Origin of the sequence: Cohnella phaseoli (assembly GCF_003386235.1) — a bacterium.
In the GTDB taxonomy this organism is placed as follows: Bacteria; Bacillota; Bacilli; order Paenibacillales; family Paenibacillaceae; genus Cohnella; species Cohnella phaseoli.
Genome location: NZ_QRDZ01000020.1, coordinates 138229 through 155462 on the forward strand (window position 1 = coordinate 138229; position 17234 = coordinate 155462).

Here is a 17234-nt window from a genome sequence, read left to right on the forward strand (position 1 = left end):
TCGCGTTATCCGGACTCCTCGACGCCAGCAAGAAATGCCAAGCTTAATTGCTTCAATTATATCAAATATTTCCATACGAGTAACGGAGGAGATTCTATGAATAACCTGACCAAAATGGAGATTCGCAAGCCTGCCCACGATGTTTTTGAAGCTTTTGTCGATCCTGATCAGATCGGAAACTTCTGGTTTTCGTCCAGCTCGGAGAGATGGGAAGAGGGTAAAACGGTCACGTTGCGATATGAAGAGTACGGAGCCCAAGGAGATATTCATGTCATCGAAATGATTAGCGATCAAAAGATTGTATTCGAATGGGGGAGGGAAGACGGGGAGCCGCATCTCGTATCCATTACGTTCAAGAATACGGATTCGGATTTAGCCGGCACTGTCGTAGAAGTGAACGAAGACGGATTTGACGAGAACGATCCAGAGCTAATCCCGAAGTTGGTGGGCAACAAAGAGGGATGGGTGTATATGCTGACTTGTCTGAAAGGGTATTTGGAGTTCGACGTGAACAGGCTTAGGGGCGCTTTGGTCAAATAATCGGAGTAAACTGGATAACTACATAGATTGATTGGTCGATTTCATAAGCCGCAAGGAAATAGCGCAAGCTCCGAGGGGAATTCAGCCCCGAGGCTTGCGCTATTTCCAATGAGCGGGTAGAGGCTTTACCGATCCTGCCTTTTTCGAACCGGAACCCATACTTCGACTTCGGCATTCGTCGGGTCGCCGTTCAGCAAAACTTCCGCAATTGCCGCCCCGGAATATTCATAGGCGAACTCATCGGTTAGAACCGCTCCGAACGCCTGATCCTCCAGTTTGTCAAACGCCAAGCGCGATAATCCGCCGCTCCCCGACAAAATCAAATAGTCGCTTTCCGGAAAATAGAGCTCTTCGGCATTTTCAGACAGAGCTTGAGCCGATTGCACCCCTGCATAATAATGGACGGTTCCATTTTCCAGAGCGACCGCTGCGTAACCGTAACGGCTGTCCGAATAAGGACGAAGGCTTGCGAACAGCCCGTTAGCCAGCAGCTCTTTGAAGAACGCCGTTTTTGGGCTGGAATACTGCGGCGAATGAATCGTTGACCCTTCATGCAGCGCGGTCTTATACCCGATGATGCGAAAAGCTTGCTTCGATTCAATTTTGAAATTGTTCATTGCTGTAGCCTCCTGATTAGAGAAAATGTTGAATACGTATTAAGCCTAAACTATCAACTATGACATCTGTATGGCATACTTGAGTGGGGGGCGGAATATGAAAATCGATCGTTTAATAGCTTTGATCATGATTTTATTGGAACGCGAAGTGGTAAGCGCAGGAGAGCTGGCCGAACGGCTCGAAGTGAGCAGACGAACCATCTACCGCGACATCGATACGTTAACCTTTGCCGGACTGCCTATTTTTACGAATCAGGGAGCGATGGGCGGCGTCGGGCTGATGAAATCCTACAAAATAGACCGACTGTTATTTACGCAGCAGGATTTGCAGGCTGTGCTGGACAGCTTGAATAGCTATAGACAGTTATTCGGGCATAAGGAGCTAACTTATGTTCTGGAGAAGCTGCAGAGCTTCCATCCTGGCGGCGTTGCCGATAGTGCCGGAGGGAAGTTTGCGGTAGATTTGGCTCTAAACCAAGGCAATGAATCGTTGCGAGGCCTGCTCGGCTTGGTCGAAATTGCGATGAACGAACATCGGTATTTGACGTTTGATTATGTGGGGCGAGACGGGGGAGGCAGTTCCCGGAAAGTCGAGCCGTACCGGGTTGTTTTCAAAGAAAGCAGTTGGTACTTGCAAGGCTATTGTGCGGATCGGAAAGATTTCCGTATCTTCAAATTGGCGAGGATGAGCGGGCTGCAGGTTTCGTCCGAAGCTTTTGCGCCGAGAAAATTTACGCCGCTGCCCATGGATGGGGCCGAATGGATGAGCCGAGATTGGGTGGAGGTCACCGTTCGTCTTCATCGCTCGGTCGCGGATAAAGTGATTGAACGCTTCGGGGAAGGGCACATTCTTCGAGCGGAGGGGGATACTTGTCTGGCGACCTACCCCATTATTAACAATACGTACGGCTACGACAAGCTGCTCGCATTCGGGGATAAATGTGAAGTTCTTGAGCCGCTTGATGTGCGTGCGGCATTCCAAGCTTACGTCTGCAGTATTTTGGAGAAATACAAGTCGAATGGGCAACGTTAGAGCGACGAATTGCGGCGCCAGGAAGCTGTAAGCCGAATGGACAACGTTAGAGCGACGAATTGCGGCAGCACGAAGCTGCAAGCCGAATGGTCAACGTTAGAGCGACGAATTGCGGCAGCACGAAGCTGCAAGCCGAATGGGCAACGTTAGAGCGACGAATTGTGGCGCCAGGAAGCTGCAAGCCGAATGGTCAACGTTAGAGCGACAAATTGCGGCGCCAGGAAGCTGCAAGCCGAATGGTCAACGTTAGAGCGACGAATTGCGGCGCCAGGAAGCTGCAAGCCGAGTGGGCAACGTTAGAGCGACAAATTGCGGCGCCAGGAAGCTGCAAGCCGAATAGGCAACGTTAGAGCGACGAATTGCGGCGCCAGGAAGCTGTAAGCCGAATGGGCAACGTTAGAGCGACAAATTGCGGCGCCAGGAAGCTGCAAGCCGAATGGGCAACGTTAGAGCGACGAATTTCGGCAGCACGAAGCTGCAAGCCGAATGGGCAACGTTAGAGCGTTCCTCAGCATAGAGAGTCGGTGGCGATGTCGCTTTTATCCCCTATTAATGTGACGCTATTCTCTATTGTTTATGGATTTCTCTCTCACTATAATTGATAATGATAATCGTTATCTATGAAGGAGAGTCAGCATGAACCGTTCAAGAAAACCACTTTTCATTTCTTTGCTCGTTCTAATTGTCGTCCTCGTCTTGTCTGCTTGCGGAGCCGCCAACGAAAAAGAGAGCGCTGCTCCAAGCGCCAGCGAAGAGGCAAGTGCGTCGCCCGCCAGCGAAGCAGCAAGCACGCCGTCCGCCGACCAAGCGGAGGAGTCTAACACTTCTTCGGCTACAAGAATATATAAAGATGCGCTGGGACGCGAGGTTGAAATTCCGGTTCAGCCGAAGAGGGTCGTCGCCCTATGGACAGTCGGCGAGATATTGGCGCTGGGGGATAAGCCGGTCGGCTCCACGGCCAATCTGCTTCGGTTCTATTCCGCAGAGGATCAGGCGAACATTGAGATTGTCGGAGAGGGAGTCGCGGGGGACTATGAGAAGGTGCTGTCTCTGGAGCCCGATCTCATTATCATGTACGAATTGGCTACGCCGGAGGAGCTGGAGAAGTTCAGCAAAATTGCTCCGACGGTGACAACGGAATTCTTCGGAGACCCCTATGAATCGCTGCGAGCTGTGGCCGACATTATGAATAAAAAGGACCAGGCGGAGCGGTGGATTAACGACTATAAAGTGCGCGTAGAAGAAGCCCGTAAAAAAACGGAAGCGTTACAGCTGCAGGAGCAAACCGCGCTAGTCATCCAATTCGCGCTGAAAAACGTCTACATGTACAAGAGCGATACGTTCCCTACCGTTTTTGACGCCTATGGGCTTAAAGTGACAGACAAACAGCTTGAGTTGGAGAGCAAGCCGGATTTCAAAAATGAAAGTCTCTCGCTGGAAATTCTTCCTGAGTTTGAGGCGGACCATCTGTTTGTCTTTATCAATGACGACGAATCCAAGCAGGTTTTCGAGGATATGCAGAAAGAGTCCGTCTGGAAGAACCTCTCTGCTGTGAAGAAGGGGCAGATGTACGAGATCAGCCACCGGATCGCGATAAAGGATGTGACCACGCTGGACTGGGCATTAGACGAAGTGTACGCGCTGTTGACCAAGTCTAAATAAGCGAAAGGGAAGGGGCCGAGAGATGACCGCTAAGCGCAAACAACTGAAATTGGCGACGACGCTGATCGCGCCGAGAGCGGCCAGCGGCGGATGGAGACACCCCGGGGCGGAAGCGTACGCGAAGGAGCCCATTTCGTACTACGCTGAGCTTGCTCGCAAGGCGGAGGACGGCAAGTTGGATTATTTGTTCCAGCCGGATCAGTATCGCGTGTCGGCCACGACCGATCGAGAGTTTCAGCACAACGTCAATGTATGGCCGGAGCCGGTTACGCTGCTGACTGCGATGGCCGCTTTTACGAAGCGAATCGGCTTGGCGGCTACGATATCCACGACTTACAACGAGCCTTATCATGTGGCCCGCATGATGGCGACGCTCGATCATCTGAGCGGCGGCCGCGCCTCCTGGAACATCGTTCAATCCATCGGGGAGCTGGAAGCGCCGAATTTCAAAAACGATCATCGCCCCAAGCAAGAGGAACGGGATACACATTCGGCCGCATTCGTCGACGTCGTTAAAGAGCTATGGGACAGTTGGGAAGACGATGCGATTATCGCCGATAAGGAAGCGGGCATTTTCGCCGATCCCGGCAAGATCCATATTGTCGGACATGAAAGCAAATGGTTTTCCGTGAAGGGACCGCTGAATGTCGCTCGACCGACCCAAGGCTATCCGGTGCTGATTCAGGCCGGTCAATCCGACAGCTTTAAGGAACGCGCCGCGCAGAACGCCGATGTGATCTTTACGATGCTGAACGATTTAACGCAAGCGCGGCAGTTCTATAAGGATGTCAAGCAAAGGTTGTCCAAATACGGGAGAACCTCCGAAGAGCTGCTGATTATGCCGGGATTGCATTTGCATGTTGGGACAACCATGGAAGAAGCGCGGGAGAAGCAACAATATTTAACGGAGCTGGAGCGCTTCGATACTCGACTTGATCGAATTTCCTTTATGCTGGGAATCGAGATTACGGAGCAGATGCTGGATGGCCCGCTGCCGGTTGCGCATGAGGGCTTGGTTACGGCAAAATATAAACGAAACAAAGAGCTGGCCGATCGCCAGGGCTGGACGACCGTTCGACAGCTTCATCGGCATTTGGAGGAGATCGGCGGACATTTGACGCTGATCGGTACGCCGGTGCAAATTGCCGATCGGTTGGAGGAATGGCTAGTAAATGAAGGAGCGGACGGCTTTACGTATATCCCCAACATCCTTCCAAGCGGACTGGACGATTTGGTCGATCTCGTCATTCCGGAGCTGCAAAATCGGGGGCTGTTTCGCAAGGCGTACGAGCACACGACGCTGCGGGGCAATCTGGGGCTGTCGCGTCCGCGAAATCGTTATGCAAAGGCGGATTAGCAATGACAGAATTGTTCGGGAGTAGGCGGATAGATGAGCCGCTGTTATTTTGCCTGGACTACATGGAGCGGCTGAGCTTGGCGCCCGAAGCTGTGCAGGACTATGGAAGCGGCGCCGGCTATTGGATGCTGTCGATTACGAAAGGCAAAGTTTGGGCGGCATCCGCTGAAGGAAATAGGCAATTGTCCAAGGGAGACAGCATGATGCTGTCTCCCTTGGACCCGTTACTACTGACTGCTGACGCGGACGGCTGCGAAGGCTATAGGCTCTCGTATCGGTTTGTTAAGCCAAGCGGCGCAGATAATCGCATGACGCTTCCTTGGGAAGAGTACGGCAAACGTTCGTTTCGCATCAAGCCTTTCGCCCGGCTGGCGGACGAGCTTGCAGAGCTGTATCGCAGCTTAAACGGAACGACGCCGCTGGAGCAATTCAAGTCGCAGCTGTTATTTCAGCAGATGCTGTATCGCATGCTGGATCAGTACCGTTCGACGAACGACGAAGGGACTTCGCTGGAGGCGGTAAGCCGGTCGATCGCGTATCTTCAAACGAACTATGCCTCCGACTACACCGTCACTCAGTTGGCGGATCAAGTCAATATCAGCGTCCGTCAGTATACGCGCTTGTTCAAGCGGATTACGGGGAAGACGCCGATGGACTATTTGAACGATTTTCGCATTAACCGCTCCAAGGAATTGCTGCTCCAAACGGATGACCAGCTCAGCCGAATTTCCAGCAGAATCGGAATTAAAGACGTGCACTATTTCAATCGACGTTTCAAACAAACGGTAGGCTGTTCGCCCAAGGAATATGTGAGAAAACGTCAAATCGATTCGAAAATCGTAACGATGCATTACACGGGAGAGATGCTGGCGCTTGGCATGAGGCCGATCGGCACGCTGGACGTCACTCTGGAGCAGCTGCAGGAGGACGCCACCGGCATCGTCAGTATTGGCGAAGCGGAGTACAGGACAAGCGATCTGCTGGAGCTGAAACCGGATCTGATCGTGGCCTCCGACTTTATGTCTCGCGAGCAGCTCACCCATCTCGAAACGCTGGCTCCGGTCATCGTCGTTCCGTGGGATACGCTGCCGATCGAGCGGCTGAAGCAGATCGCCCGCGTATTGGGCAAGCAGAACGAGGCTCAGGTATGGTTCGACCGCTATACGCGCAAAAAACAAGCGGTGCAGAGCTGGTGCAAGGAACGGTTAAAGCCCGATGAGACGGCGGCGGTTATTCGGCTGGATGAACAGAAAGTATGGGTTCATGCGTCGCGTTTTTTTCCTCTGTTTTACGATGCAATCGGATTCCGCCCCTCTGCGCTTATGAACCTCACAACGGAGCGGAACGCCGATAATAGGCGGGTAGAGGTTCCGTTCGATCGACTTGCAGAGATAGAAGCGGATCGACTGTATGTCGTAGAGGGGAGGGAGAAGGAATTTAAGCGCTGGCTGAAGGGGTTGATTCAGACGAAACAGTGGAACGAATTAAGCGCGGTTAGAAACAAACAAGTATACGTCATCCGACAAAAAGGCGTATCCAATAATGCCAGCAGCCTGGAATGGCAGCTTGACCAGGTGGAGCAACTGCTTGGCGATACGTCAGCGGTTCCGCGGGCAGGCGGATTTTTTGCGGGGAATGTCGATTATGTGCTTAGGCAAGGGCGGGTTGTTGAGGGATAAGTGCTGTTCAATATCGGATTTTGCATTGTTAATAATATCGCAAGCTTAGGGTAAGCGCCCCGGGCTTGCGCTTTTTTTATGGATGGAAACGTTGCCGTAGAATACTTAATAGTTTGTGTAGGAAAGTAGATTTATGTTGGAAGCTCTTCGAAATACAATAGGAGCAGTCTTGGAATAATAGCGCTTTCAAGAGAGAGGGGAAACAATGAGACAAAGGCTGGGACTACTCTTATTGGTATTCGCATTGTTGGCGGGGAGTGCGGCAGCGGCGGGTTCGGCAGAGGCTGCTCCGCCATCGCAAACGCTTTATGTATTTGATTTGAAAGCTTTTATCCGCGGCAAAGGGATGATTAGCCAGAAGGTTGCCTACGATTATCAGAAGCTGGCGACAGCGCTGCAAGGTATTGCGAATCGCGACGCGCCTCGAATCTATTATGAGTACGAGAGCAATAGCATGGCGACGGAAGCGAATGTGGAGACCGACAAGTATTGGCTGGATAAGCTGAATCAACCGGGCGAGTACTTGCACGATTATGCGAAGGACGACAGCCAAAGCTTCTCCGACTTGCTCGCGATCTTCCGTTCGTCGGTCAACGGAGTAGCGGTGTGGGACGAGGAAGTGCCTGCGACTGCCAACGTGGCTTCTACCCTTGCAGGCGTGGATAATTTGCTTCCTGTCCGATACGATCCTTCGCCCGGGAGCGCCTATACGGAACTGGTTACCGGTCTGGGGCTCCCTGTCGTTGTCGACCTAAGAGGCAAATTTACCGGTACGGGCGTCATACCGGATATTGGCCGCGCAAGTACGGGAAGCGCCAAGAACGACGCTTATTTATGGGCTAAGGCGCTGTACCTGGATACGGGCAAGACGAATCCGATGCTGATGACGAATTCCCTTGACGGAGCGTCTTGGAGCCTGAACGATGTGGAAGGAGAAACGCAGTACGGGGCCAAAGTCATCTCCGCCTATATTCCGGAGCAGATAGAAGCCGGAGCGACCGCAGCGGTTTCCTTAACCGTTCAAAATACGGGGACGGCGACCTGGAAGCTAGACGAATTGTATCGTCTAGGGGCGCTGTCTAGTAATTCGATCCTATGGACCAATATGCCGGATGGCGGTCATTCGTTGGCGGTGAACGATCAGAGGGTGTTTCTGAATGCTGCCGATACGATCGCTCCGGGCGAGACGAAGAAATTCCGCTTTGCGCTCAAAGCTCCTGACGCACAAGGCCAGGTTGTTTTCTCGGCGAATGTCGTCAGAGACGGAGTCGCTTGGATGGCCGGGACGGGAATCACGAGGACGATCGATATCGTGGCGCCTTCGTCGCCTCCGGTTGGCCCGCCTCCGGCAATCGATCCGCCGGACGATCCGAATCGAATCCCGGCGACCGTTGAAGATACGCCTCCTGCGGAAGCCGACGGACTGACGCTGGCGGCTCAAGCGATTGCCGAGAATCTCCCGAATGCGATGAATCCGGGAGACGTGATGAATATTTCCCTTACGCTGCGAAATAAGGGAACCCAGACATGGGCGGAAATACTGGCCGGTGAACCTGTAAATGTTCGCCTTGCAACGCTGGAGAACAACGGGTTTCAGTGGGGGGAAACCAATGGCGGATATTCGTTGGCCCCTAACAACGCCCGGGTGTTTATGAACGGGGAAGTTGACACGGAGGAGGAATATACCTTCCGGTTCACGATCGAAGCGCCGCAGCAGGCCGGCGTGTATACGTTCGCGGCGCAATTGATTCGTGACGGCAAAGCCTGGTTCGGTCCGAAGGTGACCAAGTCGATCACGGTAGGGGAGTCGTCGGCGGAACCGGTTGAAATTCCCGTCAACAGCGATACGTTCTCCTATCCGGATTTATTCAATAATTCCTTGCCGAACGCGGATTATTATATCGCCAAGAAAGCCTTCTTTTTCGACTTGAGTCCGGATCAGACCAGTATACCGAACGATGACAGGAGTCAGCCCTTGGGCACGGACTATCGAACGCTGATTGAGCTGCTGGCTGCGCAGAACGCCAAAGCGGGCGAGAATATTTTCACTGTAGGCGGGTTTGTTCCCTGGTTTTTGAAGTATACGAATTTTGCCGATCCGCTCGGCTCCAATCTTACACCGGTAGAGGCGGAGTGGACGTATGCGGATATCGTATCTCGTTATAACGCGCAGAAGGATGCGGACGCTTACGGCTTAACCGGCTTGTCCAACGCCTCGGTCTTCAGGCACGTGCCGCTGGCGGCTGCTTACGAACAGAACAATGATAAAGGAAATAACGGTAAAACGCTGGAGGAAGGCAAGAAGTACGTGACCTTCTTCATGGGAGATTTCGATGCCGGCGCCTGGACGTCCAGCGCGCTGCCGATTTTGTGGGACGATCCGCAGCGAGGCGAGCTTCCGCTTGCCTGGTCGTTCGTTCCGAATACGTCGGAGCGCGTGCCGCAGATGTACAACTATCTGTATGAGACGATGGGGCCAAACGATTATTTCGTAGCCGGAGACAACGGGGCGGGCTACTTGAACCCGATGATGCTTATGGCGGAAAATCGGCCCGACGGTCTTCCGGATTTCCTGGACGTGTGGGAGAGCTACAATGTCGGATTGTACGACAAGTTCGACTTGGACATTACCGGTTTTCTCATCAGCGGCAATTCCCAGAGCACGCCGTTAAGAGTGCAGGAAGTCTATAGCCGTATTTCACCGGCCGGAGTCGGGAACAACGCCGGGTTCGATCAGGATATTGTCAATGGTACGCCGTTTGCTCCGGTTACGGACATGGGCCTGTTCCGATCGGATACCGAGCAATTCGGCAAGGACTTGGTCAGAGCGTTAAAAAGAAATCAATTTTTGAACATCCGAGTCATTCTGACGAAGCCGTCGGACATCGTTGCAGCCGTTCAATACGTGCAAACGAATCATCCGGAGCTGAATTTTGAAGTGGTTGATCCCTATACTTACTTCCGTTTCTATAAGGAAGCCGAAGGAGATACCGGAACGATCGATGAAACGAAGCAATATCAAGCCGTTAAAGCCGGAGCTCCAATTACGATAGACGGCGTAGCCAAAGCCGAGGAATGGGAAAAGGCAGCGGAAATTGTCGTGAGTCCGCTTTCCGACGATGTGGTTGCTTACGGCACCGTATGGGGAGCGGAAACGGATGCGGCGGATTTGACGTCTCGTTACCGGATTCGTTGGGACGATCAGCATCTGTACTTGCTGGAAGAGAGAACGGACGATTCGCTTCATTTTACGGAGACCGGCGCTCAAATGTACTTATCCGATGCCACGATGCTATTCCTGGACTTGGGGCATGACAAGCAAGGGGGCGTCTACAAGAACGGGGACTACGCCTTATTCCTGACGCCGAGCGGGCCGGATGAACAGCCGCATATGTTTATTCGCGAAGGCCGGGACGAAGGGCAGATCGAGCGCGAATTCACGGACGGTCGCATTGCCGGCGTCATTACGGATTCCGGATATACGATGGAAGTTGCCATTCCGTGGTCTGCCTTGCAAACGATGCCGTTCGCCCCCGGAGTGGACCGCAAAGTGGGCATGAGCTTGCTGGCCACCGATCAAGACGGCTCCGGCAATTGGGGGCAGATCATGTGGGTTGGGGATGGCGACAATCAGGCGAATTGGGCGGATATGAAGTTTGTCGGGGTGGCGAACCCGACCGATCCGGGCGGTCCGACAGGTCCCGGAAGCTCCACAGGTTCCGGAAGCTCCTCAGGCCCAAGCACACCGCCAAAGGTTGAACAGCAAGATCCCGCCCATGAACCGATGGATAAGGAGCTTGTCGAAGAACTGCTTCGAAAATCCGAGCAATCCGAAGCGGCACAGCTGAGAGCGGTATCCGAGGGGATTAAGGTTGCCGCTGCGACGGCGGCCAAACCGACGAAAATCGCGATTCGATTGCCGACGGAGAATACGGTTCATCCCGTCTATCTGTATAAAATCGGCGAGGACGGCAAGCTGATCTATGTACCGAGCAAGCGTTCCGGCGGCGTTGTTGAAGCGGAGGTAACGGAGCCGGGCCTGTACGGATTAATCGAATACGATAGAAGCTATGCGGACGTTCCGTCCGGTTATTGGGTATACGACGTGATTCGCGATTTGAGCGCAAGGCAGATCGTAGCGGGAGTCGACGCCGCACAATTTAATCCGGCCAGCCCGATCACCCGCGCCGAATTCACGGCTATGCTTGCCAGAGCGGCAGGACTCAAGCCCGCGGCAGGATCAAGTTTCGCGGATGTTGCGGCCGACAAGTGGTATACGGGCTATATCGCCGCAGCGCGGCAAGCGGGCTGGACGAAAGGAGAATCCGCGGACAGCTTTAATCCGAGCGGCATCATTACGCGCGAGCAGATGGCGGTTATGATGATCCGAATACTGAAGAATGCGTCAGGGACGAAGGATTTGCCGGCAATGTTCAAGGATGACGAGTCCGTCTCTTCCTGGGCTCGGGATGCGGTCAGAATGGCTGCGGAGCTTGAACTGTTGAAAGGCAATCCGACCGGTAACTTCCTGCCGCTCAAGATGACCTCCCGAGCGGAGGGGGCGCAGGCGATCTATAATTTGCTCCGCTATCTGGAGAAGTAAGCGCCAAGATGAAGCTTAGCCGGGAGGCTGTCTCGCCAGTCATCGACGATGCGCTGCGGGCAGCCTCTCGTTCCAATGCGTTCAGCGGTATAGGAGGAGGGTTTGGATGTACCATTTTCAGGCTTCGGCCTATGTGTATTCCTATGCAGGTCCTGATAACAGCAAGCTGCGTTACGATTTGCTGAAAGCCTTATCCGCTCTGCAAGGGCTGGCAAATCGGGACAGCTGCAGATTGTATATCACGTTTATGGAAGAGACGGATCGCTATTGGCTGAATCAATATCGGGACAAGAACGGATTTCTCGCGAGTGAAAGCTGGCAGGAATTGCAGGATTGGGACGAATTGCTGACCGTGTTTGAGCCTTGGTTGGACGGTGTTGTGCTGTGGGATGAAGGGGTTCCGGCCACGTCGAATGTGGCTGCAACCATAAGCGGCGTGGAGCGGCTGCTTCCGGTACGGTACGATCCGGCTCCCGATTCGTTCTATAGCCGATTTATTGCCGGGGATCGCCGACTTCCCGTGAAGCGCAGCCTTGTCGGATGGTTCACGGGAACCGGTACGATACCGGGCAGCGATATTCCCAGCTCGGGAAGCGCCAAGTGCGACGCCTATCTCTGGGCCAAGCTGAACTATCTGGATACCGGAATGTGCGACCCCCATCTACTTGCTTACTATCTGGACGCGCAGCGCTGGCTCCCCGACGGGGAATGGTACCCGGATCTAAGCAATGCGATGGTGACGAATCACGATTATTATATCGCTCGGAAAGCTTTTTTCTTCGATCTCAGCCCGTGGGACGACGAGCTTCCCGGGGACGATCCCGAGCAGCCGTTAGGCGCCGATCTTCATACGATGAAATCAATCCTGCTCAGCCAATATCACAACAGCGGAGGGGAGCGAATTTTTACGGTCGGCGGGTTTACGCCCTGGTATGTGAAATATACGCAATCCAGCATCCGGCCGGGCAAACATGAAGCCGTAGAGACGGAATGGCGGTATGCGGAAATACTGTCCTGCTACAATGCGATCATGGACGCCGATGCCTACGGCTTGTCGGGGATGGCGAACGCATCGGTTCACCGGCATCATCCACTTGGGGAGCGATACGTCCAATCGAGGCCGGATGCGGTCGTGAACAAGGCGGAGAAGAACAAAGTCTATGTTCTATTCTTCATGGGAGACTACGATTCCGCGGCATGGCTTAATGCGCATATCCGTCTGATCTGGGACGACCCGCGAAGAGGGCAGCTTCCGCTTGCGTGGGGCTTCAATCCCAATTTATCCGAGCGCGTGCCGCAAGCGTTCGAATACGTCTACCGAACAAAGACCGCCAACGATGTGTTCGTATCCGGCGATTCCGGAGCGGGTTACTTGAACCCGACTCATCTGATCGAGCCCAGAGTCCATTCGGGTTTGCCATCTGGATTGGAAGCATGGGTGGCCCATAACCAAACGTATTATGAGCGGTTTGATCTGACGGTAACCGGCTTCTTGCTTAACGGCTTTCAGTATATCAATGAAGAGGTACAGAAGGCGTATGCCCGCTTTTCTCCGGACGGGGTGATTACCCAGGAGTACGATGGGCCTGCCGCGGTAGAGGGAACGGTATTCCAGCAGCTTTTTCACAATATAGGGCCTTACGGAACGCTGCGAGAGGCTGCGGATGTGATCTACGACAGCCTGACCGTTACGGAGGAGCCGCAGTTCATCGTCTACCGTACCGTGCTCGTTCCTCCGACTCATCTCGTGAACTTGTTAGCCATGATTCGGGAGGAGCGGCCTGAGCTGCAGCTTGAGCCGCTAGACCCCTACACCTTTTTTAGGATGAAAAAACAGTATTTATCGGAGGTACCTCATGATTAATGTACACCTTGTTCCGCATACGCATTGGGATCGGGAATGGTACTTGCCTTATCAGGAGTTTCGAATTCGTTTGACTCGGCTGGTCGGCAAGCTTCTGACGATTTTGGAGCGGGACCCCGAGTATGTCAGCTTTCATCTGGACGGACAGAGCAGCGTGCTGGACGACTATTTGGAGGTTCATCCGGAGGATCGGGAACGGCTGAAAAGCTACATTACTGAAGGGAAAATCAAGGTTGGGCCCTGGTACGTGCAGCCGGACGAGGCGCTTGTCAGCGGCGAAGCGCTAATCCGGAATTTTCAATTGGGCATTCGGATTGCGGAGGAGATGGGAGGATGTCAGCGGTTCGGTTATTTGCCGGATATGTTCGGGCATATTTCGCAGCTGCCGCAAATTCTGGCCGGGTTCGGCATGGAAGAGGTCGTGTTCTGGCGGGGGCTTGGCGACGTTGTGACCAAGTCGAACACTGAGCTGCGGTGGCAGGGCGCGGACGGGACAACGATGTTTGCCTACCGGTTTCCGAATGCGATCGGCTACAACAGCGTCTTTCGCCTTCACGCCGATTTAGACAAGGCGGAACAACAGCTGCGCGAGCTGCTCGACGTTCACTTGCTCCCGCCTACGCAAGCCGCTTCGGTTCTGGTGATGGTGGGCGTGGACCATATGGAGCCGCAGGATAATCTGACTGAAATTATTCGGCAGCTTGCGCCGAAGTTTCCGGGCTTCAAGCTGATCCACAGCACGATGGAACGGTTTCTGGCGGAGACGCGAGCTGATGTGGAGAAAAAGGGAGCTTCGCTGTATACGGCGGTTGGCGAGCTAAGAGATACGAACCGTTCGACGGATGGGGCGATCAACTTCCTGCTGGCCAATGTGCTTTCCTCCAGAATGCCGCTCAAGCAGTTTAATGCAAAGGTGCAGCATGAGCTGGAGAAATGGGCGGAGCCGTTCTCCGCTATGTGGCACGGTATGGGCGGAGCCTATCCGGATAAGCTGCTGGGCCAATCGTGGAAGTATTTGCTGCAAAATCATCCGCATGATTCCATCTGCGGCTGCAGCCGCGATGAAGTGCACCGGCAGATGATCACCCGGTTTGAATGGGCGCAGGAAATCGGGCAGCAGCTGACGGACGAATCCCTTCGCTCCATCGCCGCCCGGATCGACACTTCGGCTCTGCCGGAGGAGGCAATTGTTTTCCATGTGTTTAACCCGCTTGAGCATAGTCGCAAGGACGCGGTTACGGTGGAGCTGCTGCTGCGGGATGTCGACGCGAACATTCGCTTCTTTGAAATCCGCGACAGCGAGGGCCGTCTGCTGCCTTCGCAATGGGTGGATTTGAAGCGTGAGCTAATAGCTGGGAACCACCCTGACGCCGAAGTCAGAGATCTTGGCTTGCTGGATGCCGCTGTGCCTCCCGAGGAGAAGGGTATTCTCGTTGGCTTGGCGTATGTTCGCAAGGCCACGGTGCGGTTTGCCCCCTATGAGCTGCCTGCCCTGGGCTATTCAACCTTCACAGCCGTGCCCGTTCGCAACGCGGCGAGGGATGAACGCTCGCTGGTAGACGGTCATGCGCTTGAGAATGAATGGCTGCGTGTGGAAGCGAACCGGGACGGCAGCGTTCAGCTATGGGATAAGGCGACGGGGCGAAAATATGAAAACCTGCTCGTTTACGAGGATGGCGGCGATATCGGGGACGGCTATACGTTCTCCCCGCCGCTGTTCGATGAGCTCTTCACTACATTGGGCTTGCAGGCTTCCCTGTCTGTGGCGGAAGACGGACCGGCTCGGGGGACGATTCGGATCGAGCAGAGCTGGCAGTTGCCCGTCGGCTTGGATAACGATCGTCGTAGGCGTTCGGCAGCCAAGCGCGAATGCCGGTTGACGACGGAGCTTAGCCTTGGCCGAAATGACCGCTGGGTCGGCGTGGTGACTCGTTTCGACAATCAGGTGGACGATCATCGTTTGCGAGTGAAGGTGGCGACAGGAATTCAATCGGAGCAAAGCTGGGCATCCTCCGCCTTCGATATCGTCCGGCGGTCGACGAAGATTGTTCAGCCCGCAAGCGATCAATGGATCGAGGATGCTGTCGGCGCGCTGCCGAATCAGGGCTTGGCGGGAGTAACAAGCGCCTGCGGAGCCTACGGGTTTGCGATAGCGCCTTATGGGCTTCCCGAGTATGAAGCGACACCCCAAGGAGAGCTAGCGGTAACGCTAGTTCGTTCCGTAGGCTATCTCGGTTCTCCGGACGTACGCACGATCAGCGGCGGGGCAGGTCCGCAATTTGCTACGCCGGAGGCGCAGTGTCAGGGAGAGCTGGTCTATCGTCTGGCGCTAATCCCGCTCGCCGGCGACGAACTGCAGACAGGGGAAGCGTGGAGGAAATCAGCCGAGCATCATCTGCCGGCCAGGGCGGTTCAAATGCGCAGGCATACAGGAACGATGCCGCTCGTACATTCTTTTGCCAGCTTCGATCGGCCGGACAATCCGATCGTGCTGTCCGCCATGAAGAAGACGGAAGCTCGAGACGGAACGGTTATTCGCTGCTTCAACCCGACGGAATCCGAGCATACCGTCACCTTGCGGCTTGATCGTCCGGTCCAGGAAGCCTATATGCTGGACCTGGAGGAGAATAGGAAGGGGCCGGCGCAGTTTGCTTCATCGGATAACACAGCTTTGATTTTGCATTTTAAGCCGAAGCAGATCATTACCGTAGAAACGGTTAGAGGTGACTGAAATGTCAAATGACTATAACGGATTTAACCTTGCTTCGATTGCGCACTTGCCTAAAGGTCGATCCCGTTCGATCAGCGCGGAAAACCCGAATGGCGCGCCGGGAAGCGGCGGGAAGGAGGCAAGCGGTCTTGGCGCAGGACGCAAAGGCAGACCGTGCCTCATTCTGAAGCCGGGGGAACACGTCACGATTGCGGAAATCGACGGACCCGGCGTCATTCAAAGCATGTGGATGACATTTCCGCAGAAATCCTCCAAAGGCTACTACGCGCCAAGCGACCTGGTGCTTCGCATGTACTGGGACCATGAAGAGACTCCGTCTGTCGAAGCGCCGCTTGGCGATTTTTTCTGCAACGGTTTCGGAGCCAGATACAACGTGAATTCTCTACCGATCGTCGTGAACCCGGTTGGAGGGATGAACTGCTATTTTCCGATGCCTTTTCGCCGGAAGGCTGTCATCACCGTTGAAAGCCAGCATGCCGCCGAGCTGATGTTCTTCTATCAAATCAACTACATGCTCGTTGACGAGCTGCCCGAGGATACCGGCTACTTCCATGCGCAATGGAGAAGAGAGCACGATTTTACGCCCGGCAACGACTTCACGATTATTGATAATGTTCGCGGAAGAGGGAAATACGTCGGTACTTTCCTTGCCTGGACCGCGCTCGGCCGATATTGGTGGGGAGAGGGAGAAGTCAAATTTTATATGGATGGCGACACGGAATATCCGACGATTTGCGGGACCGGGGTCGAAGACTACTTCGGCGGGGCATGGGGTTTTACGGAGGTTGAAAACGGCATGCGCATCGAGCAAATCTATAACACGCCTTATCTCGGCTATCCTTACTACGCGACAGTCGATAAGACGTTGAGCGAGTATACTTCGCCCGACAGCGTGCCGATGCACGGTTTGTACCGCTGGCATATCGCCGATCCGATCCTGTTCGAGCAGCAATTGCGAGTGACTGTACAGAAAATTGGCAACGACGGTTTGAGATTGTATGAGCGCATCGACGATATCGCCTCCGTCGCTTACTGGTACCAGACGGAGCCGCATGCTCCGTTTCCGACATTGCCGAGCGCGGAAGCTCGTTGGCCTAGATAACTGTCGGAAGGCTGTCCATAAGCGGAGTTGCTTGGGATGATCGATA

At 54.2% G+C, this 17234-nt stretch carries 10 protein-coding genes; 9 read left to right on the plus strand and 1 reads right to left on the minus strand.

Annotated elements, in window-relative coordinates; genetic code table 11:
• The first annotated feature begins 96 nt into the window (after positions 1–96).
• A complete protein-coding gene (locus tag DFP98_RS23250; RefSeq protein ID WP_116063004.1) occupies positions 97–540 on the plus strand; it encodes an SRPBCC family protein in 444 nt (147 codons plus the stop codon).
• A 125-nt stretch (positions 541–665) separates the two neighbouring features.
• On the opposite strand, the gene DFP98_RS23255 is transcribed toward DFP98_RS23250, so the two are convergent.
• A complete protein-coding gene (locus tag DFP98_RS23255; RefSeq protein WP_116063005.1) occupies positions 666–1157 on the minus strand; it encodes an effector binding domain-containing protein in 492 nt (163 codons plus the stop codon).
• Between the two features lie 97 nt (positions 1158–1254).
• Between DFP98_RS23255 and DFP98_RS23260 the strand changes: the two genes are divergently transcribed.
• The 8 genes from DFP98_RS23260 to DFP98_RS23295 all read left to right on the plus strand — a co-directional run bounded on the left by DFP98_RS23260 (position 1255) and on the right by DFP98_RS23295 (position 17188).
• Positions 1255–2190 carry a helix-turn-helix transcriptional regulator gene (locus DFP98_RS23260; protein ID WP_116063006.1) on the plus strand — a complete coding sequence of 312 codons (936 nt, stop codon included), beginning with the start codon at positions 1255–1257 and terminating at the stop codon, positions 2188–2190.
• Positions 2191–2826: 636 nt separating this feature from the next.
• Positions 2827–3852 carry an ABC transporter substrate-binding protein gene (locus tag DFP98_RS23265; RefSeq protein ID WP_116063007.1) on the plus strand — a complete coding sequence of 342 codons (1026 nt, stop codon included), beginning with the start codon at positions 2827–2829 and terminating at the stop codon, positions 3850–3852.
• 22 nt (positions 3853–3874) lie between these two features.
• The gene (locus DFP98_RS23270; protein WP_116063008.1) at positions 3875–5209 is read left to right on the plus strand and encodes an NtaA/DmoA family FMN-dependent monooxygenase; all 1335 of its coding nucleotides are present in this window, start codon (positions 3875–3877) and stop codon (positions 5207–5209) included.
• Between the two features lie 2 nt (positions 5210–5211).
• Complete coding sequence (locus DFP98_RS23275) at positions 5212–6888, plus strand: helix-turn-helix domain-containing protein (RefSeq protein WP_116063009.1); 1677 nt, start codon at positions 5212–5214, stop codon at positions 6886–6888.
• Positions 6889–7093: 205 nt separating this feature from the next.
• Positions 7094–11491 carry an S-layer homology domain-containing protein gene (locus DFP98_RS23280; protein ID WP_116063010.1) on the plus strand — a complete coding sequence of 1466 codons (4398 nt, stop codon included), beginning with the start codon at positions 7094–7096 and terminating at the stop codon, positions 11489–11491.
• Between the two features lie 106 nt (positions 11492–11597).
• A complete protein-coding gene (locus DFP98_RS23285; RefSeq protein WP_116063011.1) occupies positions 11598–13355 on the plus strand; it encodes a GxGYxYP domain-containing protein in 1758 nt (585 codons plus the stop codon).
• On the plus strand, positions 13348–16086 hold the full coding sequence (locus DFP98_RS23290; RefSeq protein ID WP_116063012.1) for an alpha-mannosidase: 2739 nt from the start codon (positions 13348–13350) through the stop codon (positions 16084–16086). Before DFP98_RS23285 ends, DFP98_RS23290 begins: the two co-directional genes overlap by 8 nt.
• A 1-nt stretch (position 16087) precedes the next feature.
• Positions 16088–17188: a glycoside hydrolase family 172 protein gene (locus tag DFP98_RS23295; RefSeq protein ID WP_116063013.1), complete on the plus strand. Its 1101-nt coding sequence runs from the start codon at positions 16088–16090 to the stop codon at positions 17186–17188.
• The last annotated feature ends 46 nt before the right edge of the window (positions 17189–17234 follow it).